Consider the following 19232-nt stretch of genomic DNA (forward strand, 5'->3'; position numbering starts at 1 on the left):
TGCAAGGCAAGTTGCGGTTTTACCGATAATATGTCACACAGTAAACTAGTGACTATTGATAAAAGTTAATTTTCTTCACTTTGCCCGGAAACTCGATGCAGCGCCGTGACTTCCTTGGTTTATCGATAGCCACCGGTCTCTTTGCGACCGGACTGTCCGGTTGCCGCACATCCGACCCCCTGGTCTTCGGGATCCATCCATGGATTGGGTACGAACCGTTGTATCTGGCCCGGGACTTCGGCTGGCTGCCGGCGTCTGTGGTTCTGGAGTCCGGGCCGTCCTCCAAGGACTCCATGGCCGGGTTGTTGTCTGGCAAGCTCCATGGCGCAGCGTTAACGCTGGATGAAACCATCCGGGTCTGGTCGGAAGGTACCGAGGTGGTTGTTGTAGCCGTCGCCGATGTGTCTGCCGGAGCGGATGCGCTGATCACCCGGCCTCATATTACCGAGCTGGCGGAACTTCAGGGCAAACGGATTGCCGTTGAAGTAAATGGGGTCTCCGGCATCATGTTGCTGAAAATTCTTGAGCTTGCAGGTCTTGCCTGGAGCGACGTCGTCCCGATCGATTTGCCTGTCAGCGAGCACGCAGGGGCGTGGTCCCGGGCTGAGGTCGACGCATCGGTCTGTTACGAACCGACCGCGATGAAACTGGAGCGGGAAGGTGGCGTCCGGCTTTTTGACAGCAGTGATATACCAGAAACCATTTTTGATCTGTTGGTGGTTACCCGGGAAGCAGCGGACGGAAACCCGGATGCCGTTCGGGATATGGTCACAGCCCACTTCAGAGGGTTACAGCATCTGGTTCGCAGCATGCATGATGCGGTCTATCGGGTAGCAAACCATCAGGGTATCCGGCCAGAGGATGTTCAGAGTGCGCTGGCGACCGTGATGCTGCCGGATCTGGCAGCAAACCAGCGTTATCTTTCCGGGGCCGGTCGGGTGGAAATCATGGCCCGCTCTCTGTCGAAGCTGATGCTCAGAACGGGAATGATCCGGAACGAGCCTGGCTTCCAACGTTTGTGTGATCCCTCTTTTCTCCCCAGGAGTCTGCCTTGAAGGCTCGTCGCTGTTTGCTGATCCCGATTCTGCTGGTAGTCATTGAGTGCCTGACCGCTACCGTTGCCAGTGCCCGGGAAGCGCTGACATTCGGTATCTTTGCGTATCGGCCTGACAACATTATCCGTGAGCGTTTTGAGCCTCTGGCCCGTTATCTCTCCCGGGAGGTGGGCGCGGAGGTACGATTGGTCGTGCTCAGTCAGGACAACATGAATCGCGCGGTTGCCGCGAACGAGCTGGACTTTTTTCTGACCAATCCGAGTCACCTCCTGTTGATCCGCAGTGAACGCAGCCTGACCGGTGTTTTGGCTACTCTCGTTCGACGTTCCGGAGATCAGTCCACTTCCAGCCTTGGCGGGGTTATCTTCACTGGCTCTCAGCGCCAGGACATCAACAGCCTGGAGGACCTGCGGAGCAAAAGTATTGCCTCGCCCGGGATGCATTTTCTGGGTGGATACCAGACTCAGGTTCTGGAATTACAGGACGCCGGCATTGATATCCGTAAGGTGAACCTGATTCGGTTTCTCGGCACCCACGACAGAGTGGTCCGGGCGGTATTGTCGGGTGATGCGGATGTCGGTTTTGTGCGCACCAGCATTCTGGAGCAAATGGCGAAAGCAAACCCCGATCTTTTTGCGCAAATCAAAATCCTGAATCGGCAGGAATTGGCCGGTTTTCCCTACGTTGTCTCCACGCGCCTATACCCGGAGTGGCCGCTGGTGGCTTTGCCCCATGTCAACGAGCGAGTGGTCCGCCGGGTTGCATCGGCGTTGTTTTCCATCGAGCCGGATGACGAAGTAGCGGTGGCAGCCGGCATCACCGGGTTTTCCCCGCCTGCGGATTACCAGTCCGTGGAATATCTGGCCCGAACGTTGCGCGTGGCACCCTTCGACCAAGTGCCACGGGTCACCTGGGTGGATGTTCTGCAACATTATCGCCTCTGGGTTTTCACGGTGGCGGTTCTGGTTATTCTGTTGCTTGCCAGTTCCCTCTGGCTGGCCAGGAGCAGGCGCCAGCTTGCTTCGGAGCAGAAGCGCCTGAGGCAGCTGGTTTCTGGTTGGCCACAGCCGGCGTTACTTATAAAGGGGGGTGTCTTTGTCGATACCAACCGTGCAGCGGTCGATCTCCTGGGGTATAGCGCAAGCGTTTCAATATACGGCAAGGATCTCGCGGTCTTCTCTCCCGAATTTCAGCCTGATGGGCAGATATCCCGACAGAAAATGGAGCAGATAAATACCCGTGTCGGCGATGGCCACGTCGAGCAGTTTGAATGGGTGCTCCAGCGTTCCGACGGTTCAGAGGTCTGGGTTGATGTAACCATGGCACCGGTTCACGGTGAGGGTGAGCAGGAAGCGTTTATCCTTTGCTCCTGGTACAACATAACAAGGCGGAAGCAGGCCGAGCAGCGTCAGCGCCTTGCCGCGAGTGTGTTCGAATACGCACGTGAGGCAATCTTCATTACCGACAGCTACGGCATGGTGATTGATGCCAACGACGCTTATCTCGCCATCACCGGTCGTCCACGGAAGCGGACCATTCAGCGTTTACCCCCCTTGCCACTGGATGAGGGCAGCGGTGTTTTCTCCAGTGCCCGGGCCCAGGGATTCTGGGCAGGTGAGTTTGCCTCCAGGCGCAACAACGGCGAGTCGCTGGCTCTTTCGATGACCATCAGCAGCGTCCGTGACGACCATGGCAAAGTCTCCCATTTCGTCGGCATCTTCAGTGACATTACCCGCCTCAAGGAACAGGAACAGAAACTTCGGATCATGGCCCATTATGATGCGCTGACAGGGCTGCCGAACCGGGTGCTGTTTGCGGACCGCCTGCAGCAGGCCATGGCCCTGACCCGTCGGCAGAGCGGCAAGCTTGCGGTGATTTACATTGATCTGGATGAGTTCAAACCGGTAAACGATGCGTTTGGGCATGAGGCCGGTGACCAGTTGCTGGTTGAGATTGCCTCCCGCATGCGGGCTGTACTCAGGGAAGAGGATACCCTGGCCCGACTGGGAGGTGACGAGTTCGCGGCCATTGTCATGAATGTTCAGGATGAGGCGTCGCTGGAGAGTTTACTGGTACGCCTGCTTGCCAGGGTAGCCGAGCCTGCCTGGGTGGTGGACCACAACGTTGAGGTATCGGCAAGTATTGGTTGTACCCTGTTCCCGCAGACTGCTGATCTGGACGGCGACCAGCTTTTGCGCCAGGCGGATCAGGCCATGTACCAGGCCAAGCAAACAGGACGCAACCGCTATGTCCGGTTTTCCGACTTCTCCTCCTGAGCGGCCCCATTAAGCAGTTCCGTTGCTGGCTGCCAGGCCAGGGACTTGTACCACTGGTCGCAAAGCCGCCGCACTGAGCTCAGGCTATCCAGGGTGCGCTCACCGGCAATCGAAGAGAACTCCCCCCGGACGATCATGGCGAGCATGCGTGATTTGAGGATGTGGTAGGTCTTTTCAGCCTTATTGAACGATTCCGGATCAGCGTCATCGGCCGCTACCAGGCTCCTTAACAGATTCAGGTATTCATCCAGGTCACTCGAAATTGCGGCCAGTTGGGGCATGTTCCGGGATTCCCGCAATTGCAGCAGGGCAGGCGCCAGGACAGTCGCCTCGGCCAAATAACGACAGGTAAGAATGGTTCTGGTAAGAGCGTCCACTGTGGTCGGATGCATCTTCTCGGCGCGGAGCCGGGAGATATAGTCGGCAATCGATTGGTTGAGACTCAGGCAGGCATCGGATTTCGGGACTATCTGGGCAGGTTTCAGGTCTTCACGGTCCAGGCAAACGCGCAGGAGGCCCCGGGTAAGCCCGATGAGGCGTTTCATCTCCTGATCAACAGCGCCCACCGCAAGTTCCGGTGTGGTTATCAGGGTGTTATCCAGAAACCGCGGCTCTGCGCTGTCCTCTTCCTTGCTCCGGAACAGCCGCCCCAGCAACCTGGCAGAGCGGGGGATGAACGGTAGCATGATAAAGGCGCCAAGTACGTTGAACAGGGTGTGGAACAGGGCAAGGGAAACCGCAATGTTGGCGTCCATATCCAGCCAGTCTGTCAGCAATGCAACTATCCACAGCATGACCGGCAGGATAGTGAGCGCAATAATGCCGGTTACGACATTGAACAGGATGTGGCCAATGGCCAGGCGCCGGGCGTTGGCAGTTGCTTTCAGGGCAGAGATGGCTGCGGTTGAGGTGGACCCGAGGTTAGCGCCGATAACCGCGGCCGCGGCATTATCAAGCGGAATCAGACCGCCTGCCGCCGCAGTAAGTACGATGGCCAGGGCGGCACTGGAGGACTGGGTCAGCACCGTTGCCAGAAAGCCGATCAATATGAAAGCCGGCAGACCATAATCGTTTTGCAGCAGGATGCTGTTGTCCAGTCCTCCGGTCAGCGACTCCAGGGAAGACTTGAGGATGGACAGTCCGAGAAAGAACAGGGCGAAACCTGCCAGTGCTTCACCGAAGGCTTTGCTGCGGGAATTTCCCGACATCAGCTTGAGTCCGACGCCGACGGTGAGAATGGGTAGGGCAATGGCCTCAATGTTGAAGCCAATTCCCACGAGACTGACCAGCCAGCCGGTCATCGTGGTCCCGATGTTGGAGCCAAAGATAACGCCCAGGGACTGGCTAAGGCTGAGCAGGCCGGCATTCACAAACCCTATAGTGGCCACAGTGACCGCGCCGGAGGACTGGACCAGGCCGGTGATCAGGAAGCCGGAAGCAAGTCCCCGTAAAGGGGACTTGGTCCAATGGCCCAGCATGTGGCGCAGGTGACGACCAGCCGCGCTCTTGAGGCCGTTGGTCATCATTTCCATGGCGAGCAGGAACAGGGCAAGGCCGCCTAGAATCTGGAAGATGGTTGCTGTCATTTCCGGATGCTTGAATCTCGAAGTGGGGTTACGTTGAGCTTAGCAGAGCCTGCGCGGGCTCTGTCGATGGTCAGACAAGAAATTTCCGGACATCTATCCTGTACTCCTCTGGGTCGACAGCCCGTAAGATGCGGTCCTGAGTGCCGGGTTTTGCCAGGTCGATGGTTTCTACCGTGATCGGCATGCGGAACCGGGTGTGGTACATGACCCGTACCACCGGCAGCCTCTGGTCTGCCTCGTTGGTTTCCACCACGGTTCCCAGTCGGCCACTTTCCAGAAGAACGAGGGAGCCGATGGGGTAAAGTCCGATGCACCGAATAAACTGCCGGACCAGCACCGGGTCCAGGTGATCACCACTCCATTCCAGCAGCTTTTTCAGGCCCTGTGTCGGGGTCATGCCTTTGTGATAAACCCGGTCGGCAGTAATGGCGTCGTAGACATCGGTGATAGCGACCATGCGACCGTATTCTGAAATTTCCTCACCTTTGAGACCCTCGGGATAGCCAGTGCCGTCGAGACGCTCATGGTGCTGGGCGGCGGTGATCACGGTCAGTTCGCCGATACCTTCGGTGGTGGCAAGGATATCCCGGGAGTGCCGGGCGTGGAGTTTCATCACCTCGAACTCCTCGGGGCTCAGGCGACCTGGCTTGTGCAGAATCTCGTCCGGCGTCAGGATCTTGCCAAGGTCGTGGAGCAGGGCGCCGACGATGGTCTGGTGCAGCACATCCGCAGACAGGCCCCGGTGATTGCCGAACAGGGACATCAGCACGCTGAGATTGACCGAGTGTTCCAGCAGGTAGTTGTCTTTTTCGCGGATCCGTCCCAGGCAACTCAGGGCGTTGGCGTTGCGGAATACCGAGTGCTGGAGCTCGTCGGCCAGCCGGTGAATCGGAGCAATGTCGATGGCGGCGCCCATCTTGACGTTATTCATGAAATCGCCCACCAGCCCCTGGGCCTGGCTGTGAATCTTCTGGGCAATCACAATTTCTTCAGTGAACGGAACATGCGGGCGCAGGCCCGGCGTCAGCTCGCCGGCACGCTGGAGGGCAGACTCATTTCGGCGATCCACTTCGGCGGCGGTTTCGGAGTCCTGGCTATCGGCACCCTTCGAAACGTCGATATAGACAAACTGCACGCCCATCCGGCGGATTTTCTCAATGGTTTCCTCTTTCTTGATCACGCCGCGCTTACGCTGGGTGTTATGAGGAATCCAGTCGTTGTTCAGGTCGGTGATGTACATGCCGACCTTCAGTGCCGAGATAGGAACGCGTTTGATCATTGTCCGGGGAAAAATGTCCGCAGGCTGTTCTCGTAAGTCCGGGTAATCACCTCGTCCAGGGGAATATCCTTCACCTCGGCAATTTTTTCGGCGATAAACGGCAGGTAAAAAGGCGCGTTTTCCTTGCCGCGGTAAGGGACCGGGGTGAGGAACGGTGAGTCGGTTTCCAGCAGGATCTGGTCTATGGGTGCCATGCGGACAATGTCTCGCACGTTTTCCGCCTTGTTGAAGGTGGTTATGCCATTGAAACCGAGGCACCAGCCCTGATCCAGTGCGTACCGTGCCAGGCCTGGCCCGGAGGTAAAGCTGTGAATCACACCACGGCGTTTGAGGCTGGTCTCGAACTCACTCAGGATGGCAATGGTGTCGTCGTCCGCGTCCCGGCTGTGAATAACCACGGGGCGGTCGGTATCGCAGGCAATCTGCAGTTGGCGCCGGAACACCTGCCGCTGAACCTCCCGGTCGGCATTGTCATAGAAGTAATCCAGCCCGATTTCGCCGACCGCCACGATCTTTTCGTCGCCGGCGTGGGTCCGGATTTCAGCTTCCACCTCATCGGAATAGCTCTCGGCGTCATGGGGATGAATCCCTTGTGTGCCGTAGACCCAGGGTGCAATCTGGCTGAGCTCGCGGACACGGGCAAGGTTGTCCGGGGACACCGCAATGGTGATCACTTTCTCGATGTTTACACCTTGCGTCTGCTCAAGGGTTTCCTCCAGGGGACGGTCCTTGAGGTAATCCAGGTGGCAGTGGGTTTCAATGATCGGGTGATCAAATACGGGAATCTCGCGACGTTTTTTACTCATTGCCAGCTACTACACTCCATCGCAACCAGCGTTGTGGCTGCTATTCTGAGAACTTGGTCACGAGAGTTTACCAGTTTGTACGATTGTTGACCTGTATTACCTCCATAGGCAGTAACACGGAGCATTTTGATGAAATTATCGGCGTTTGCCAGTTCCTTTGTCTTCGACCCCAGGAAACCCCGGTTCCGGGATTACCGGACCCTACTGGACGACGAAGATGAGGAATTGCCCGGGTTAGAAGCCAGCCTCGAACAGATTGGTGAGTATCAGCGCCGCTTGTGGGCCAACCGGGCAAGGGCTGTATTACTGGTCGCCCACGGCCCGGACACCAGTGGCAAGGACAGCCTTATTCGCACCCTGGCAACCTACGCGGACCCTGCCGGGTTCCATGCCTGGTCGTTCAGCCGGCCCCAGGGCGCAGAAACCCGCCATGACTTTCTCTGGCGGGTGACGCCGTTTTTGCCGGGTTTCGGGGAGATGGTGGTATTCAATCGCAGCCATCATGAGGCGGTTATTGCCGAAAGGGTATGGCCGGTCCACGAGCCTGAAAGCTACAACTGGAAGAACCGGTATCAGTCTATCCGGAACTTCGAGAGCCATCTGGTGGAGGAAGGCACCACACTGATCAAGGTCTGGCTGAACCTGTCCGAAGACGAGCATTCCCAACGTCTTCTGAAGCGTCTCGACAAACCCCGCAAGCGCTGGAAGTTCGACAAGTCGGATATAGATGGCTGGAACAAGCGCCACCAGTATCAAGAGTTCGCCGAGGAAGCCATGGCCGCCACCCACACGGAGGAGGCGCCCTGGTTCATCGTGCCCGGTGACAGGAAATCCCAGGCCCGGGCCATCGTTGCAGCAATACTGGCTGAGCAGTTGCAGCACCTGGCTCCGGAGTACCCGAAAGAAGACGAGGGCGTGCTGAAAGAGTACCGCCGCCTGTTGGCCAAAAATGGCGTGAAGTGAATAAAATGGAGAGGCACATGCACATTGTTGTTGTCGGTGGCGGCGTAGTGGGTATGACTACCGCTTATGAGCTGAATCGCAGGGGCCACGAGGTGACGGTGTTGGAGCGCCACAGCATTGCGGGAAATGAAACCAGCAAGGGCAACGCGGCCCAGCGTTCCTACGGTGTGGTCTACCCTTGGGCAGACCCGGCCATGGTGCTCAAGGCACTGCCCTGGCTGTTCAAGCAGGATGGCCCCCTGAAGGTGCGGGTACCGCCTTCCGTGGAAACACTAAAATTCATGTTTGCCACCCTGCGTTACGCCTGGTCCCCGGGACTGTTCGGGCTGAACCGGCGTGCCATGTTACGGCTTGGCATCCACAGCCGGGAACGCTTTCTGGCACTGGAAAAGGAGCTGGGCCTGGCGTTCGACGGCGCCCACCAGGGCCTGCTGCATCTGGCCAGCACACCAGAGGCGCTGGAAAGCTACCGGGCCACTCATGAGCTTCTGAATGAGCTGGGCATCCCCTCCCGCCTGCTGACCCCGGAGCAGGTGCGGGAAGCCGAACCCGGCATGGTTGGCGACGGCCCGCTTTACGGCGCCCTGAGCTACGACACCGATGGCACGGGCGACTGTCACCTGTTCTCCCAGGAACTGGCAAAAGCCTGTGAAGTCAACGGCGTAACAGTCCGTTATAACGTTGAAGCCGAGCGGCTGGTGGCCGATGATCAGAAGGTCAACGCCCTCATTCTGCAAACCCGCAACGGCACTCCGGAAATCCTGGAAGCCGATGCGTTCGTGATCAGCGCCGGTTGCTGGTCAAACCATCTGGTAGAGCCCCTGGGCCTGGCAATGCCAATCTACCCGGTTAAAGGCTACAGCATCACCGTTCCCCTGAAAGATCCGGAGCGCGGGCCGGCCTCGACCATCCATGACGACAATTACAAAGTGGTATCGACCCGTTTGGGAAACCGCCTTCGGGCGACAGGATTCGTGGAACTGGCCGATTTCAATCGCGACATCCCTGAGGCCCGCCTGGCGACTATCCGGAAATCCGTGGAGTCCAGGTTCCCCGGGGCTGCCGATCTGGATGCAGCAGAAACCTGGACCGGCTTCCGCCCCATGACGCCAGACGGTCCCGCGATTATCGGTAGGGGGCCGAGAGAGAACCTGTATCTGAATACTGGCCACGGAACCTTCGGCTGGACTCTATCCGCCGGCAGCGCGGATGTGATTGCACAGGTTATTGCCGGAGAGGAACCCGCAGTCTGTCTGGATGCATTCAGGCCAGGACGGTTCCGGGAGTGATCGACCAGAAAGGTGTTCTAGCCAAGGCCCTGACGGACAGCGCGTACCAGCGGTGGCAAGAGCTCAACGACTGGCTGGTGCAGCATCGTGAGTTCTGGCAACCGGCCCCGTTTATGACGCCGGAACCAGCCTGGGCCAGGCGCCACCCGAAGCTGGCTGCCATGGTGAAAGAGCTTTCCGATAGCGACTGCGAACACCTGAATGAGGCCCCGGAGGAACTGGCGAGGCAGGCGTCCAGGTTAGTGCCGTCGCTGACGGGTTATGCCGAACTGGTGCGGGTGCCGCAGCTCTCGTCCTCCAGGGAAAAGGTAACAGAAGCGACTCTTCCGGAAGTCCGGGCAACCGATATGCCGGGCCGCAAACGGCTCCAGTCGGGAGCATTTGCAGCCTCACTGGCACCCCTGGAGCATCCGGCTCTGGACTGGTGCTGCGGCAAGGGACACTTGTCACGGACGCTGGCACCGCTTTGCCCCGGCGACATACAGGGTTACGAGTGGAATCCGGAACTGGTCCGCGACGGCAATCGCCTTGCCCGACAGTTCCGGGACCCAGTATCAATCGCGCTTCAGGATGTCATGGCTGCTGAACTGACGCTTCCGGGTAATCTCCACGGTGTTGCGCTGCATGCCTGCGGCGATCTGCACCGGCAATTGCTGCGCCGGGGAAGCGAAGCTGGCCTGCCAAGGTTGAGCATCTCACCCTGCTGCTACCATCTGGCCGGCGAAGAAATATACCGGCCGCTTTCGGAAAAAGCATCCAGCCATGGCGGTCTGCTTCAGCCGAGCCGGAATGATTTGCGCCTGGCGGTCCGGGAGACCGTCACAGCTCCGGCACGGGTGCGTGAACAGACCAGACTGGTAAGCCAGTGGCGCCTGGGCTTTGATGGTTTGCAGCGCCACGTAAGAGGGCGCGACGAGTATCTTTCGGTACCGCCCCATCCGGCCCGGCTGATGAAAGAGGGGTTTCCGGCCTTCTGTCGTTGGGCGGCCGAAAAGAAGCAACTTGATTTGCCCGGGGATACGGACTTCGATGCCTGGCTTGACTTTGGAGCACAGCGCCGGGCACAGGTTCGCCGCCATGAACTGGTACGCCACCTGTTCCGCCGGCCGCTGGAGCTGTGGGTGGTTTGGGATTACGCGGTTTTTCTGGAGGAGCAGTGCTATCGGGTGCGGCTTGGGCAATTCTGCGATCGGGCTCTGACGCCCCGAAACTTGCTCATTGATGCCGTCAGGGTTTCCGGTATTCAACCCGCTCAACACAGCCACTCCTGAAATACAGAAAAGGCGCCCGGAGGCGCCTTTCTGGTTCATTCAGGTTCGAGCCGTTGATTAACGACGAATCTGAATGCGCGCTTCTACCCGACGGTTGGCAGCACGGCCATCCACGGTATCGTTAGAAGCGATCGGAGCCTCTTCACCGTAACCTACGGCGTTTACCTTTGACGGATCGACACCCAGGGGCCCGGTCAGGCGTTCGGCAACGGCTTCGGCCCTGCGCTGGGAAAGCGCCCGGTTGTAATCGGCAGCACCGCGGCTGTCGGAATGGCCGGCAATTTCAACGATAGTCTCAGGGTTTTCCTTCAGGAAATCAGCAACACGGCGGATCTCTGAATCGAAGGCATTACCGATAACAGAGCTGTCGGTCGGGAACTGCACTTCGATGGTGAAGGTTTCGATGGTCTCGACGATACCCTCACAACCGGTCTCGTCAACTTCGGCACCTGCGGCGGTGTTCGGGCACAGGTCCTGGCTGTTAACGACGCCGTCGAAATCACTGTCCAGTTCGCAACCACGGCTGTCCACCTCGGCGCCGCGTGGTGTGTTCGGACAATCGTCGCGGCTATCTATAACTCCATCGCGATCGGCATCCGGCTCACAACCTGTACTGTCAACAGTTGTGCCTGCGGGCGTGCCGGGGCACTGGTCCCTGGAATCGGGAACTCCGTCACCGTCGGAATCCACGGGTTCTGGAGCAGCCTGGGCAATGGTCCGGGTAAAGGCCAAGCTGATACCCAAGGAAACCTGGGTATCGAAGGTGCTTTCATCAATACCGTGGAACTCCCGGAGGTCACCGCGCAGCGACACTGCGTCACTGACGTTGTAGCGGAAACCGGTACCCACGTTCACCCGGGTTTCGTCATGGTTGCTGCCGGCAGTTCGCACACCGCTTGTGTCCGTGCCGAAATCCGCATGGCCGGCACCCATGGAAACGTAAGGGTTCCAGGCTTCGTCAGGACCTGCAAAGTAATAGGTGCCATCGACCCGCACTTCTTCGAACTCGGACTCGCCGGGTACGTATTTGCGGTCAGCATCGGCCCGGGAGTAGAGCGCTTCCACAGACCAGTTTGGGCGAAAACGGTATTCCACGCCGACACCAAAGGTGCCGGTTTCACTCAGGTCCCGCTTGTCGTCAAACAGCTGGAAGCCTGCAAACGGGTTGATGTAGATTGTTTCCTGGCGGTCGGCCATGGCCGGGGTCGCCAGGGTGGCGGCCAGGGCGGCCAAGGTAATCGGACGCATGATGTTCATGCAGAACCTCCTGTTCATTATCGTTGTGGGACCGCACTTCTTTTAAAAAAGTGCTTGTTTACTAGGAATTTAGGTCAGTAGGCCAAAAAAAACAAAAAAATGATACAAGTTGTTACATCAGCAATTGTACCCAGCCGACGTTTACGTGCCGGCATTCGGTTCAGGTCAGTGGGGTAAAATACAGGTGAGCACTTTTCTTGCTGAAATTCAGGGTCTCGCCATTATCGAAATGAACCTCGAAGGAGCTTTCATCTTCGGTAACGACCGTACCGGCGCCAAAAATCGCGTGACTCAGACGCCTGAAGTGCCAGAGAGGTTCCATCGAGCTCACTGATGTGGCGGGCTGGCCTTCGAGGGCAACGCTTTCCCGGGAGGCATAGCGCTGGCTGACCGGCGTCAGGGGCGCGGTCAGCCGGATAGTACCGGTTTCGGCCGGATTGCGCTCATCAAGCCATCGCCCGAATTCCCCCGCCAGCTCGAAACAGCACTCTTCCACAAACCGGCTTGGGCCCTGATCACCGTCCAGGTGCGGTTGTGCGCTAGTCGGCCGGGTGATCAGGTGAAGGTGCTGTCGGGTTCGGGTCATGGCTACATACAACAGCCGACGCTCACTTTCCAGAAACGCCCGGGCGTCCTCCTGGGGCCGCGGACTGTAGGGCAGGTATTTTTCCTGCAGGCCGGGAATGATCACGGTTGGCCATTCCAGCCCCTTGGTGCGGTGAATGGTAGACAACAGAACACCACCTTCCTGTTTCGTGCCCGCCTGTTGCTTCAGGGCCTTCAGGTGCTCCAGGGCGCCTTCGGCGGTCACATCGAGGCCTTTCAGGTACTGCCGGAAACCCTGGATGGTATCGATCCGCTCCTCGGCGCTCTCATGGGTCAGCGCCAGGCTCCGGATGCCCTCATAGAGGTCCGTGTGTTCGGCGTAGACGCTGATCAACCCCGACACCGGCCCCCCATAACTGCGCAGCTGGGCCAGGACCTCGCCCAACTTCCGCAGCTTGCGGGCAGCCATCGGCGCCAGGGCGTCAAAATCCATCGCCAGCAACCGCTCATGCCAGCCGCTGGAAAACCCTGAAAGAAACCGCGCCAGCTGCTCCAGTTCCGGCTCCTTCAGACCGACGTGGGGAAACCGCAACAACTGCCGGGCCAGTTCCAGCCGGTCTTCGTCCGGCAGGTTTTTGAGCTTGCCGGTGACTACCATCAGCAGGGCGGTAATGGCTTGCACCTCCCGGCTGAACAGGGCGCCCTTACCGGCATCAATCCGGTAGGGAATCTGCCGGGCCAGCAGCTTGAGCTCAATCGGCACACTCTGGCTCCACACCCTGAATAGAATCGCGGTGCCGGCCAGGGCCGGCTCAGACTGGTCTTGCAGAATCTGCAACACCGTATCGGCATCGCTCTCCACCCGGTGCAGGGTAATTTCTGTTTGCGGCGTGGACGGGTGAGAATGGCAAAGCACATCCTTACGTCCCGTGTTGTGACAGATCAGATGATTCGCCAGCAGGGCCACCCGATGCCCGTACCTGAAGGTGTAACTGAGCGTCTGCTCCAGCGGGCTTTCAAATTCATCGCTGAAGCGCTTGAGAATAAACTCCGGCTTGGCGCCCCGGAACTCGTAGATCGTCTGGTCCGGATCCCCCACCACCGTCACCCGCGCCCGATCCCCGGCCACATAGCGCAGCAGCAGATGCTGAATCTCATTGGTGTCCTGGTACTCATCCACCAGAATCAGATCCATCTTGTTACCCACCAGCCGCTGCAATGGCGGGTTCTGATGTATCGCCATCACCGGCTCATACAGCATATCCGCATAGCTGATCCGCCCCTGGCCCTTGCGCCACTGCTCGAAACTATGGAACAGATCAATCAGATACCGGTGCTTATCGGAATAACCCAGCTCCTCAAACACGACCTCCGCCGGCGACAGCGTCGTCTTCACCAGATCAATAAAACCCGTCGCCGTCTCCACAAAATCCTTCTTGCTCCGCCGGATCTCATCCGCCAGATCCTCCGGCGCCAGCCGCCGCGTCAACTGCCAGGCCTGAAAACTGATCTCCTGATCCGTCAGAATCTTCTCCGAGAACCCCGGCAGATACCCTTCACGGACAAACCGCTTGTACAAACGCAGCCCCATGGCGTGATAGGTCCGGATCTCCGGCAACGCCAGACCGCTCTGACTGCCCACCTCTTGCAACTTCCGTTCAAAATCCACCCGGGCACTGCGATTGAACATCAGCACCAGCATCCGGTCCGGATCGTGCCCCTGCTCCAGCAGATACCGGATCCGCCAGGCCAGCGTCGACGTCTTGCCACTCCCGGCAACTGCGGTAATCACCGAATGCTCATAGCCGGCGGTAATAATCGCCCGCTGCTCATCGGTGAGATAACCTGGAAGGTGAGAGGTATCAGAAATTTGGGGTTCGGTCGGCATGGCCGGTATTGTAACGGGCTGCTGGTAGAGCGGATACCGCTGCCTCATAATTGCTGTTAAATGATTGGAATCAGTGGCGATACCGACCAGATTTGCAGGCAGGGTTTGAGCAGGTTCTTCAAAACTGTGCGGAGCCATGGATGGCGGAGCTCAAGCGCCACAGGGATGTGCCGCAAGGAGCGTGTTTTGGAGAACCTGCTCAAACCCTGCCCTCCCCAAAACCAGAAGGCTACGTTATGCAGAAATCCGAATCCGTAAATGTACTAGGCGAACAACTGGAAACCTGCGGCAAAGACCCGGTCACCGGCTTCTACCGCGATGGCTGCTGCAACGTAGGCCCCGATGACTTCGGCCTCCACGCCGTCTGCGCCGTAGTCACCGACGAATTCCTCGAATATTCCAAAGCCCAGGGCAACGACCTCAGCACCCCCAGACCCGAATTCGGCTTCGAAGGCCTCAAAGCCGGAGACAGCTGGTGCCTGTGCGCCGCCCGCTGGCAGGAGGCCTTCGAAGCCGGCTGCGCGCCAAGAGTGCGCCTGCGGGCCACCCACCAGGCCGCCCTGGAAAAGTGTGCCCTCGACGACCTCAAGACCCAGGGCACCGACCTCAGCTGATGAGCCATGTCGGCATCAACACCCCGCCGGGCGCAACAGCCTGGCACAACCTCCAGCAAAGCCTCGCTGCCAACGGCGAACGCCGGCTCGTTCTGCTGGAAGGTCCACGTGATACCGCGATCCAGTGGCTGGCCGGCTTGCTTCCTGGCCTGGACTTCCAGACCGGCGTCTGGACCGGCCCGGCTGCGGATACGCCCGACAATCGCCTGGCCCGGCTAGCGCCCTCGGCCGCCCGCACATGGCTCGGCCGCGAACTTGCGGTGATCGTCTGGGACGGCTGGCAGGGCAATCCGCCGGATGCCTTCGCCGCGCTTTCCGGAGCGCTTACCGCTGGCGGTTTGCTGTTCTGGCTGATGCCGCCTCTTGAGCAATGGCACCGTTTTGCCGATCCGGATTATGTCCGGACCGGTCTGGACCATGGTGACGAACACCCCTTTGCGGCCCGAATGGCCAGAATTCTGCGGGGGCACGAGGCGGTGATCCGGGTCACCGTCGACGGTGTGCGCCCCCCACCTTTTCCGTCTCTCGTCATGCCGGAGACGGCGTTTACCATCAAAACCACCCCCGATCAGGAAAAACTGGTCCAGCGTCTGGTTCGCTTTGGCCTCGGCCGCCGACGCCGACCGTTAGTGGTAACTGCGGACCGGGGCCGGGGCAAATCCTCGGCTCTGGGTATGGCTGCAGCGGAATTGCTGCAACAAGGCAGACAAGACATCGTTGTTTCTGCTCCGTCGGAACAGAACGTGGAAACCCTGTTCCGGCATGCCCGCGTCGCGCTGGGGGATCAGCTGGCAAGTGCCAGCTCCGGGGAGCTGAGGACTCGCGGCGGAGGGCGCCTCAGGTATCTCCCGATCCGGGAGCTGCTGGGCTCGCGCCCGGAGGCCGAGGTGGTCCTGGTGGATGAGGCCGCTGCCATTCCCGCCCCCCTGCTCAAGGCCGTACTTCTGGGCTGGCCCCGAGTGGCGTTCTCTACCACGGTCCACGGTTATGAGGGTGCCGGAAGAGGTTTTGCCATCCGTTTCCGTCAGGTACTCGACCAGGCAACGCCCCACTGGCAGTCCCTGAGTCTGAACGAGCCGGTGCGCTGGGCCGAGGGCGATCCGCTGGAAGCCCTGGTCTCGGAGTTGTTCATGCTCGCGGCGGACGGTGGAGGCAAACCCCTGCAAATCGCAGACCCGTCTGAGGAATTGATCATCGAGCCCTGGTTGCCGTCAGGGGCAGATGATACCGATCTTTCTGAGGCCTTCGGTCTGCTGGTGGATGCCCATTACCGAACCACGCCTGCCGACCTCAGACAATGGATGGACGACCCGGCCGCCCACAGCTGGCGAGCCCGAATCGGCGACCGGACGGTCGGCGTACTCTGGTGTGCGCAGGAAGGCGGGCTTGAACCGGCACTGGCGGAGCAGGTCAGCCTCGGTACCCGCCGTATCCGGGGCCATTTACTACCCCAATCGCTGGCCAGCCACAGCGGTTATCCGGAAGCAGCCTCGCTGGGATGTCTCCGGGTGGTCCGTATCGCGGTTGCGGACGAGTCGAGGCGGGTGGGTATCGGGAACCATCTGGTGGAGGCAGCACAGGCTTTTGCCAGCGAGCAGGGTCTGGATTATCTCGGTACCAGTTTTGGTGGCAGCACCGATTTGCTTGCCTTCTGGCAGAGATGCGGCTTGCAGGTGGTGCGAGCCGGCCTGCAGCAGGAGGCTTCCAGCGGTGAGTACCCGTTGCAGATGTTAAGGGGCATAAGTCAGGCAGGTTCGGGTCTGGCCGAGCGCATACGCAGTAGGCTGGCCGGCCACTGGCTAACGCTGGTGCCGGCGAACTGGCCGGAGCTTGAGCCGGATTTGCTCGCAGGCATCACCGCCGATTTGCCCCCGGGCCCGGGGCCCGATAACGACGACCTGCGGGACTTGTACCATTTCGCCAACGGCCACCGGGGATTCCAGATGACGGTTCCGGTTTTGCGGAAACTGAGCCGGGCACCTGGGGTCATGGCGTGGCTGGCAGATAAGGAGCCTCTGGCCTTGTGGTGTCGCGCGGTGCTTCAGGGGTGGTCCTGGCCTTCGCTTCAGGCTGAGCGGCTGTGCCTGGGGCAAAAGGACGGCGAAGACCGCTTGCGGCAACTGGTACGTGATCTTCTGGAAAACGGGCCGGAGTTGTGACCCGCTCGATTTAATTCCGGGCGGTGCCTGCCCAGAATAGGCCCACGTATCTTTCCACAGAGATTATTTATTATGGCCAAGGGAACCGGCTCTCCCCGTTCTTTGCTGATTTTGCTCACGCTTCTCACTTTTATGTCTGCCTGCGCTTCCCAGAGCCGGCCGGTAAATCTCAGCCAGCAGGCCCTGGCCGAGGCTGATGCGCTTCTCGTTTCAGCCGCCGGTAATGGCGAAAAAAGGCGTGTGCAGTTGTTACTGTCGGCCGGTGCCAATGTGAACACGAGCGACCGCGATGGCTTTACCCCGGTGATGCGCGCCGCGGAAAGCGGGCATCTGTCTGTGGTCAAGGTGTTGCTGTCGGCCGGCGCCAACGTCAATGTCAGCCAGGGCGGAGAATCCCTGCTCATGAAGATCGTCGCCAGCGGTGATTTGCTGACCGCTGAAATGCTGCTGGCCGCTGGTGCCGATGTGAATTTCCGGGCTGACAGCGGCAAGACGGCGCTGGACATGGCCCGCGCCACTAACAACCGGGACCTTGAGATGTTGCTGGTGCAGGCGGGCGCTACACTCTAGCCCTGTGCGGTCTGGCTATTCCAGCCTCATCGGATCGGTTTCATCGGTCCATTCCGGCATGAAATGGGCCGAAACCACTGCCTCGGGCACATCGGCCACCCGCTCATAGGACCACTGTGGGTTGCGATCCTTGTCGATGGCCAGGGCCCGGATGCCCTCCTTCAGGTCCGGTCTGCGGGTGCACTCCGACGCCATCGCCAGCTCCATCCGGAAAATATCCCTGAGTGACATCTGCTGGGCTTTCTTCAGCTGTGTCCACACCAGCCATGCCGACACCGGGCAGCCAGTCCTGAGGGTATTCATACAGGTATTCCACCACTCACTGTCGACCTCTGCCGACAAGAGCTGATCGATGATCTCTGGCAGCTCGTCGCCGGAACTCAGCCGGGCGATGTACTGCTCGTGCTGTTCGAGCTGGCTGGCGGGCAGCGCCCGGTAGTCGGGAGTCTGGATCTGGTTGAGCAGTCGGAACAGGCGATTGTCATCGGCGGCGGTCTTGCCGGTCCAACGCTCTTCCTGCAACCGAGCCAGCAGGTTGTCACGGTCCTCCGGCAGAATTGCCAGGTCGGCGAGGCCGACCCGGAGAGTGTCGGTGACATTCAGGCGAGCGCCGGTCAAGCCCATGAACAACCCAAGGCGGCCGGGAAGCCGGTTCAGAAACCAGCTGGCACCGACGTCCGGGAACAGGCCAATGGCGATTTCCGGCATGGCCAGAGTGATGTCGGGAGTGACCAGGCGATAACGGCAGCCGGAAAACAGGCCAAGGCCGCCCCCCATAACCACGCCCTGGGCAATGCCAACCACCGGTTTCGGAAAGCGATGAATGCTGTAATCCAGCCGGTATTCGCGGGTAAAAAAGCGGGCTGGCTTTTCGGGATCAGCGGGATCAATGATGGCATTGTAGAGTTCCCGGATGTCTCCGCCGGCGCAAAACGCCCGGTCACCGGCGCCCTGCAGAACAACAAGGCAGATCCGGTCGTCCCTGGCCCATTGGTCCAGGGTGCTCTGGGCCTGCTCAATCATGCTTTCGGAAAGCGCATTGAGGGTGGCGGGTGAATTCAGTGTCAGCAGGCCGATGTGGCCTTCCCGACAGGCAAGTTCCTGGGCCTCTATAGACATCGAGGGTATCTCCGGAAAATGAAAATAATCTTTGGCACGGAATCGGTCGTACTGTCACCTTAATAGCCATGGCAGATAAAGAGGACCAACGTCGAAGGGAAGTCCTTGATCTATCGCATTTGAGGTTGTTCGGCTCTATGCTATAAGTTCCAGTTAGCTTACTGTCCGGTTCATGTGCCGGTCGAAAATCTGAAAATGATAATGAGAGGGTAATGACAATGAATCTGAAACACTACGCTGTTGCGGGAATTCTTGCGTTTGGCGCTGCGGTTCCTGCTGTAGTTTCTGCGGCAGACGCCGCGGCAGGCAAGGCCAAGGCGGCAGTCTGTGCTGCGTGTCACGGCCAGAACGGTCTGGCACAGATCCCGACCTACCCGAACCTGGCGGGCCAGAATGAGCAGTACCTGGTATCTGCATTGAAGGCTTACAAGAACAATCAGCGCAGTGGTGGCCAGGCGGCCATTATGCAAGGCCAGGCTGCGGCCCTGAGCGATGAGGACATCGCAAACCTGGCGGCATACTTCGCCAGCCTGCCGGCAGATGGCGGCAAGTAA

Annotated in this window: 15 protein-coding genes; 9 read left to right on the top strand and 6 right to left on the bottom strand. The window is 59.4% G+C overall.

Features of this window, described 5'->3' with window-relative positions:
* The first annotated feature begins 95 nt into the window (after positions 1 to 95).
* On the top strand, positions 96 to 1055 hold the full coding sequence (locus CLH62_RS12755; RefSeq protein WP_099618521.1) for an ABC transporter substrate-binding protein: 960 nt from the start codon (positions 96 to 98) through the stop codon (positions 1053 to 1055).
* Entirely contained in the window at positions 1052 to 3331 is a 2280-nt protein-coding gene (locus tag CLH62_RS12760) for a diguanylate cyclase domain-containing protein (RefSeq protein WP_099618522.1), read from the top strand. Before CLH62_RS12755 ends, CLH62_RS12760 begins: the two co-directional genes overlap by 4 nt.
* Here the strand turns inward: CLH62_RS12760 and CLH62_RS12765 are convergent.
* From CLH62_RS12765 to CLH62_RS12775, 3 genes are all read right to left on the bottom strand, one after another.
* Positions 3301 to 4917: a Na/Pi cotransporter family protein gene (locus tag CLH62_RS12765; RefSeq protein WP_099618523.1), complete on the bottom strand. Its 1617-nt coding sequence runs from the start codon at positions 4915 to 4917 to the stop codon at positions 3301 to 3303. The two genes, CLH62_RS12760 and CLH62_RS12765, sit on opposite strands and share 31 nt — an antisense overlap.
* A gap of 70 nt (positions 4918 to 4987) precedes the next feature.
* Positions 4988 to 6196, bottom strand: coding sequence for a cyclic di-GMP phosphodiesterase (locus CLH62_RS12770; protein ID WP_099618524.1), 1209 nt, complete (start codon positions 6194 to 6196; stop codon positions 4988 to 4990).
* Positions 6193 to 7002 (bottom strand): TatD family hydrolase, encoded by an 810-nt coding sequence (locus CLH62_RS12775; RefSeq protein WP_099618525.1) that lies wholly within the window; start codon positions 7000 to 7002, stop codon positions 6193 to 6195. The genes CLH62_RS12770 and CLH62_RS12775 overlap by 4 nt, the downstream gene beginning before the upstream one ends.
* A 129-nt stretch (positions 7003 to 7131) precedes the next feature.
* Here CLH62_RS12775 and CLH62_RS12780 point away from each other — a divergent pair, with 129 nt between their 5' ends.
* The 3 genes from CLH62_RS12780 to CLH62_RS12790 are packed head-to-tail and all read left to right on the top strand — an operon-like array spanning position 7132 to position 10525.
* Positions 7132 to 7965: a PPK2 family polyphosphate kinase gene (locus tag CLH62_RS12780; protein WP_099618526.1), complete on the top strand. Its 834-nt coding sequence runs from the start codon at positions 7132 to 7134 to the stop codon at positions 7963 to 7965.
* 17 nt (positions 7966 to 7982) lie between these two features.
* Positions 7983 to 9254, top strand: a complete 1272-nt coding sequence (locus CLH62_RS12785) for a D-amino acid dehydrogenase (protein ID WP_099618527.1) — start codon at positions 7983 to 7985, stop codon at positions 9252 to 9254.
* Positions 9251 to 10525, top strand: coding sequence for a methyltransferase (locus CLH62_RS12790; RefSeq protein ID WP_228152841.1), 1275 nt, complete (start codon positions 9251 to 9253; stop codon positions 10523 to 10525). The genes CLH62_RS12785 and CLH62_RS12790 overlap by 4 nt, the downstream gene beginning before the upstream one ends.
* A gap of 57 nt (positions 10526 to 10582) precedes the next feature.
* On the opposite strand, the gene CLH62_RS12795 is transcribed toward CLH62_RS12790, so the two are convergent.
* Both CLH62_RS12795 and CLH62_RS12800 read right to left on the bottom strand, forming a co-directional pair.
* Positions 10583 to 11782: an OmpA family protein gene (locus CLH62_RS12795; protein WP_099618528.1), complete on the bottom strand. Its 1200-nt coding sequence runs from the start codon at positions 11780 to 11782 to the stop codon at positions 10583 to 10585.
* A gap of 160 nt (positions 11783 to 11942) precedes the next feature.
* The gene (locus tag CLH62_RS12800) at positions 11943 to 14264 is read right to left on the bottom strand and encodes an ATP-dependent helicase (RefSeq protein ID WP_099618866.1); all 2322 of its coding nucleotides are present in this window, start codon (positions 14262 to 14264) and stop codon (positions 11943 to 11945) included.
* A gap of 188 nt (positions 14265 to 14452) precedes the next feature.
* Here CLH62_RS12800 and CLH62_RS12805 point away from each other — a divergent pair, with 188 nt between their 5' ends.
* From CLH62_RS12805 to CLH62_RS12815, 3 genes are all read left to right on the top strand, one after another.
* Positions 14453 to 14830, top strand: coding sequence for a DUF2237 family protein (locus CLH62_RS12805; RefSeq protein WP_099618867.1), 378 nt, complete (start codon positions 14453 to 14455; stop codon positions 14828 to 14830).
* The gene (locus CLH62_RS12810) at positions 14830 to 16989 is read left to right on the top strand and encodes a tRNA(Met) cytidine acetyltransferase TmcA (protein WP_099618529.1); all 2160 of its coding nucleotides are present in this window, start codon (positions 14830 to 14832) and stop codon (positions 16987 to 16989) included. Before CLH62_RS12805 ends, CLH62_RS12810 begins: the two co-directional genes overlap by 1 nt.
* Positions 16990 to 17061: 72 nt before the next feature.
* A complete protein-coding gene (locus CLH62_RS12815; RefSeq protein WP_099618530.1) occupies positions 17062 to 17559 on the top strand; it encodes an ankyrin repeat domain-containing protein in 498 nt (165 codons plus the stop codon).
* A gap of 15 nt (positions 17560 to 17574) precedes the next feature.
* On the opposite strand, the gene CLH62_RS12820 is transcribed toward CLH62_RS12815, so the two are convergent.
* The gene (locus CLH62_RS12820) at positions 17575 to 18678 is read right to left on the bottom strand and encodes an enoyl-CoA hydratase/isomerase family protein (RefSeq protein ID WP_099618531.1); all 1104 of its coding nucleotides are present in this window, start codon (positions 18676 to 18678) and stop codon (positions 17575 to 17577) included.
* A gap of 218 nt (positions 18679 to 18896) precedes the next feature.
* Here CLH62_RS12820 and CLH62_RS12825 point away from each other — a divergent pair, with 218 nt between their 5' ends.
* On the top strand, positions 18897 to 19232 hold the full coding sequence (locus tag CLH62_RS12825; RefSeq protein ID WP_099618868.1) for a c-type cytochrome: 336 nt from the start codon (positions 18897 to 18899) through the stop codon (positions 19230 to 19232).

The organism is Marinobacter guineae (assembly GCF_002744735.1).
Lineage (GTDB): Bacteria > Pseudomonadota > Gammaproteobacteria > Pseudomonadales > Oleiphilaceae > Marinobacter > Marinobacter guineae.

What these genes read in the sequence shown, in the direction of transcription:
- CLH62_RS12815 (WP_099618530.1), top strand. Translation starts at nt 17,062, where the DNA reads ATGGCCAAGGGAACCGGCTCTCCCCGTTCTTTGCTGATTTTGCTCACG.
- CLH62_RS12795 (WP_099618528.1), bottom strand. Translation starts at nt 11,782, where the DNA reads ATGAACATCATGCGTCCGATTACCTTGGCCGCCCTGGCCGCCACCCTG.
- CLH62_RS12765 (WP_099618523.1), bottom strand. Translation starts at nt 4,917, where the DNA reads ATGACAGCAACCATCTTCCAGATTCTAGGCGGCCTTGCCCTGTTCCTG.
- CLH62_RS12785 (WP_099618527.1), top strand. Translation starts at nt 7,983, where the DNA reads ATGCACATTGTTGTTGTCGGTGGCGGCGTAGTGGGTATGACTACCGCT.
- CLH62_RS12810 (WP_099618529.1), top strand. Translation starts at nt 14,830, where the DNA reads ATGAGCCATGTCGGCATCAACACCCCGCCGGGCGCAACAGCCTGGCAC.
- CLH62_RS12755 (WP_099618521.1), top strand. Translation starts at nt 96, where the DNA reads ATGCAGCGCCGTGACTTCCTTGGTTTATCGATAGCCACCGGTCTCTTT.
- CLH62_RS12770 (WP_099618524.1), bottom strand. Translation starts at nt 6,196, where the DNA reads ATGATCAAACGCGTTCCTATCTCGGCACTGAAGGTCGGCATGTACATC.
- CLH62_RS12820 (WP_099618531.1), bottom strand. Translation starts at nt 18,678, where the DNA reads ATGTCTATAGAGGCCCAGGAACTTGCCTGTCGGGAAGGCCACATCGGC.
- CLH62_RS12775 (WP_099618525.1), bottom strand. Translation starts at nt 7,002, where the DNA reads ATGAGTAAAAAACGTCGCGAGATTCCCGTATTTGATCACCCGATCATT.
- CLH62_RS12780 (WP_099618526.1), top strand. Translation starts at nt 7,132, where the DNA reads ATGAAATTATCGGCGTTTGCCAGTTCCTTTGTCTTCGACCCCAGGAAA.
- CLH62_RS12800 (WP_099618866.1), bottom strand. Translation starts at nt 14,264, where the DNA reads ATGAGGCAGCGGTATCCGCTCTACCAGCAGCCCGTTACAATACCGGCC.
- CLH62_RS12805 (WP_099618867.1), top strand. Translation starts at nt 14,453, where the DNA reads ATGCAGAAATCCGAATCCGTAAATGTACTAGGCGAACAACTGGAAACC.
- CLH62_RS12825 (WP_099618868.1), top strand. Translation starts at nt 18,897, where the DNA reads ATGAATCTGAAACACTACGCTGTTGCGGGAATTCTTGCGTTTGGCGCT.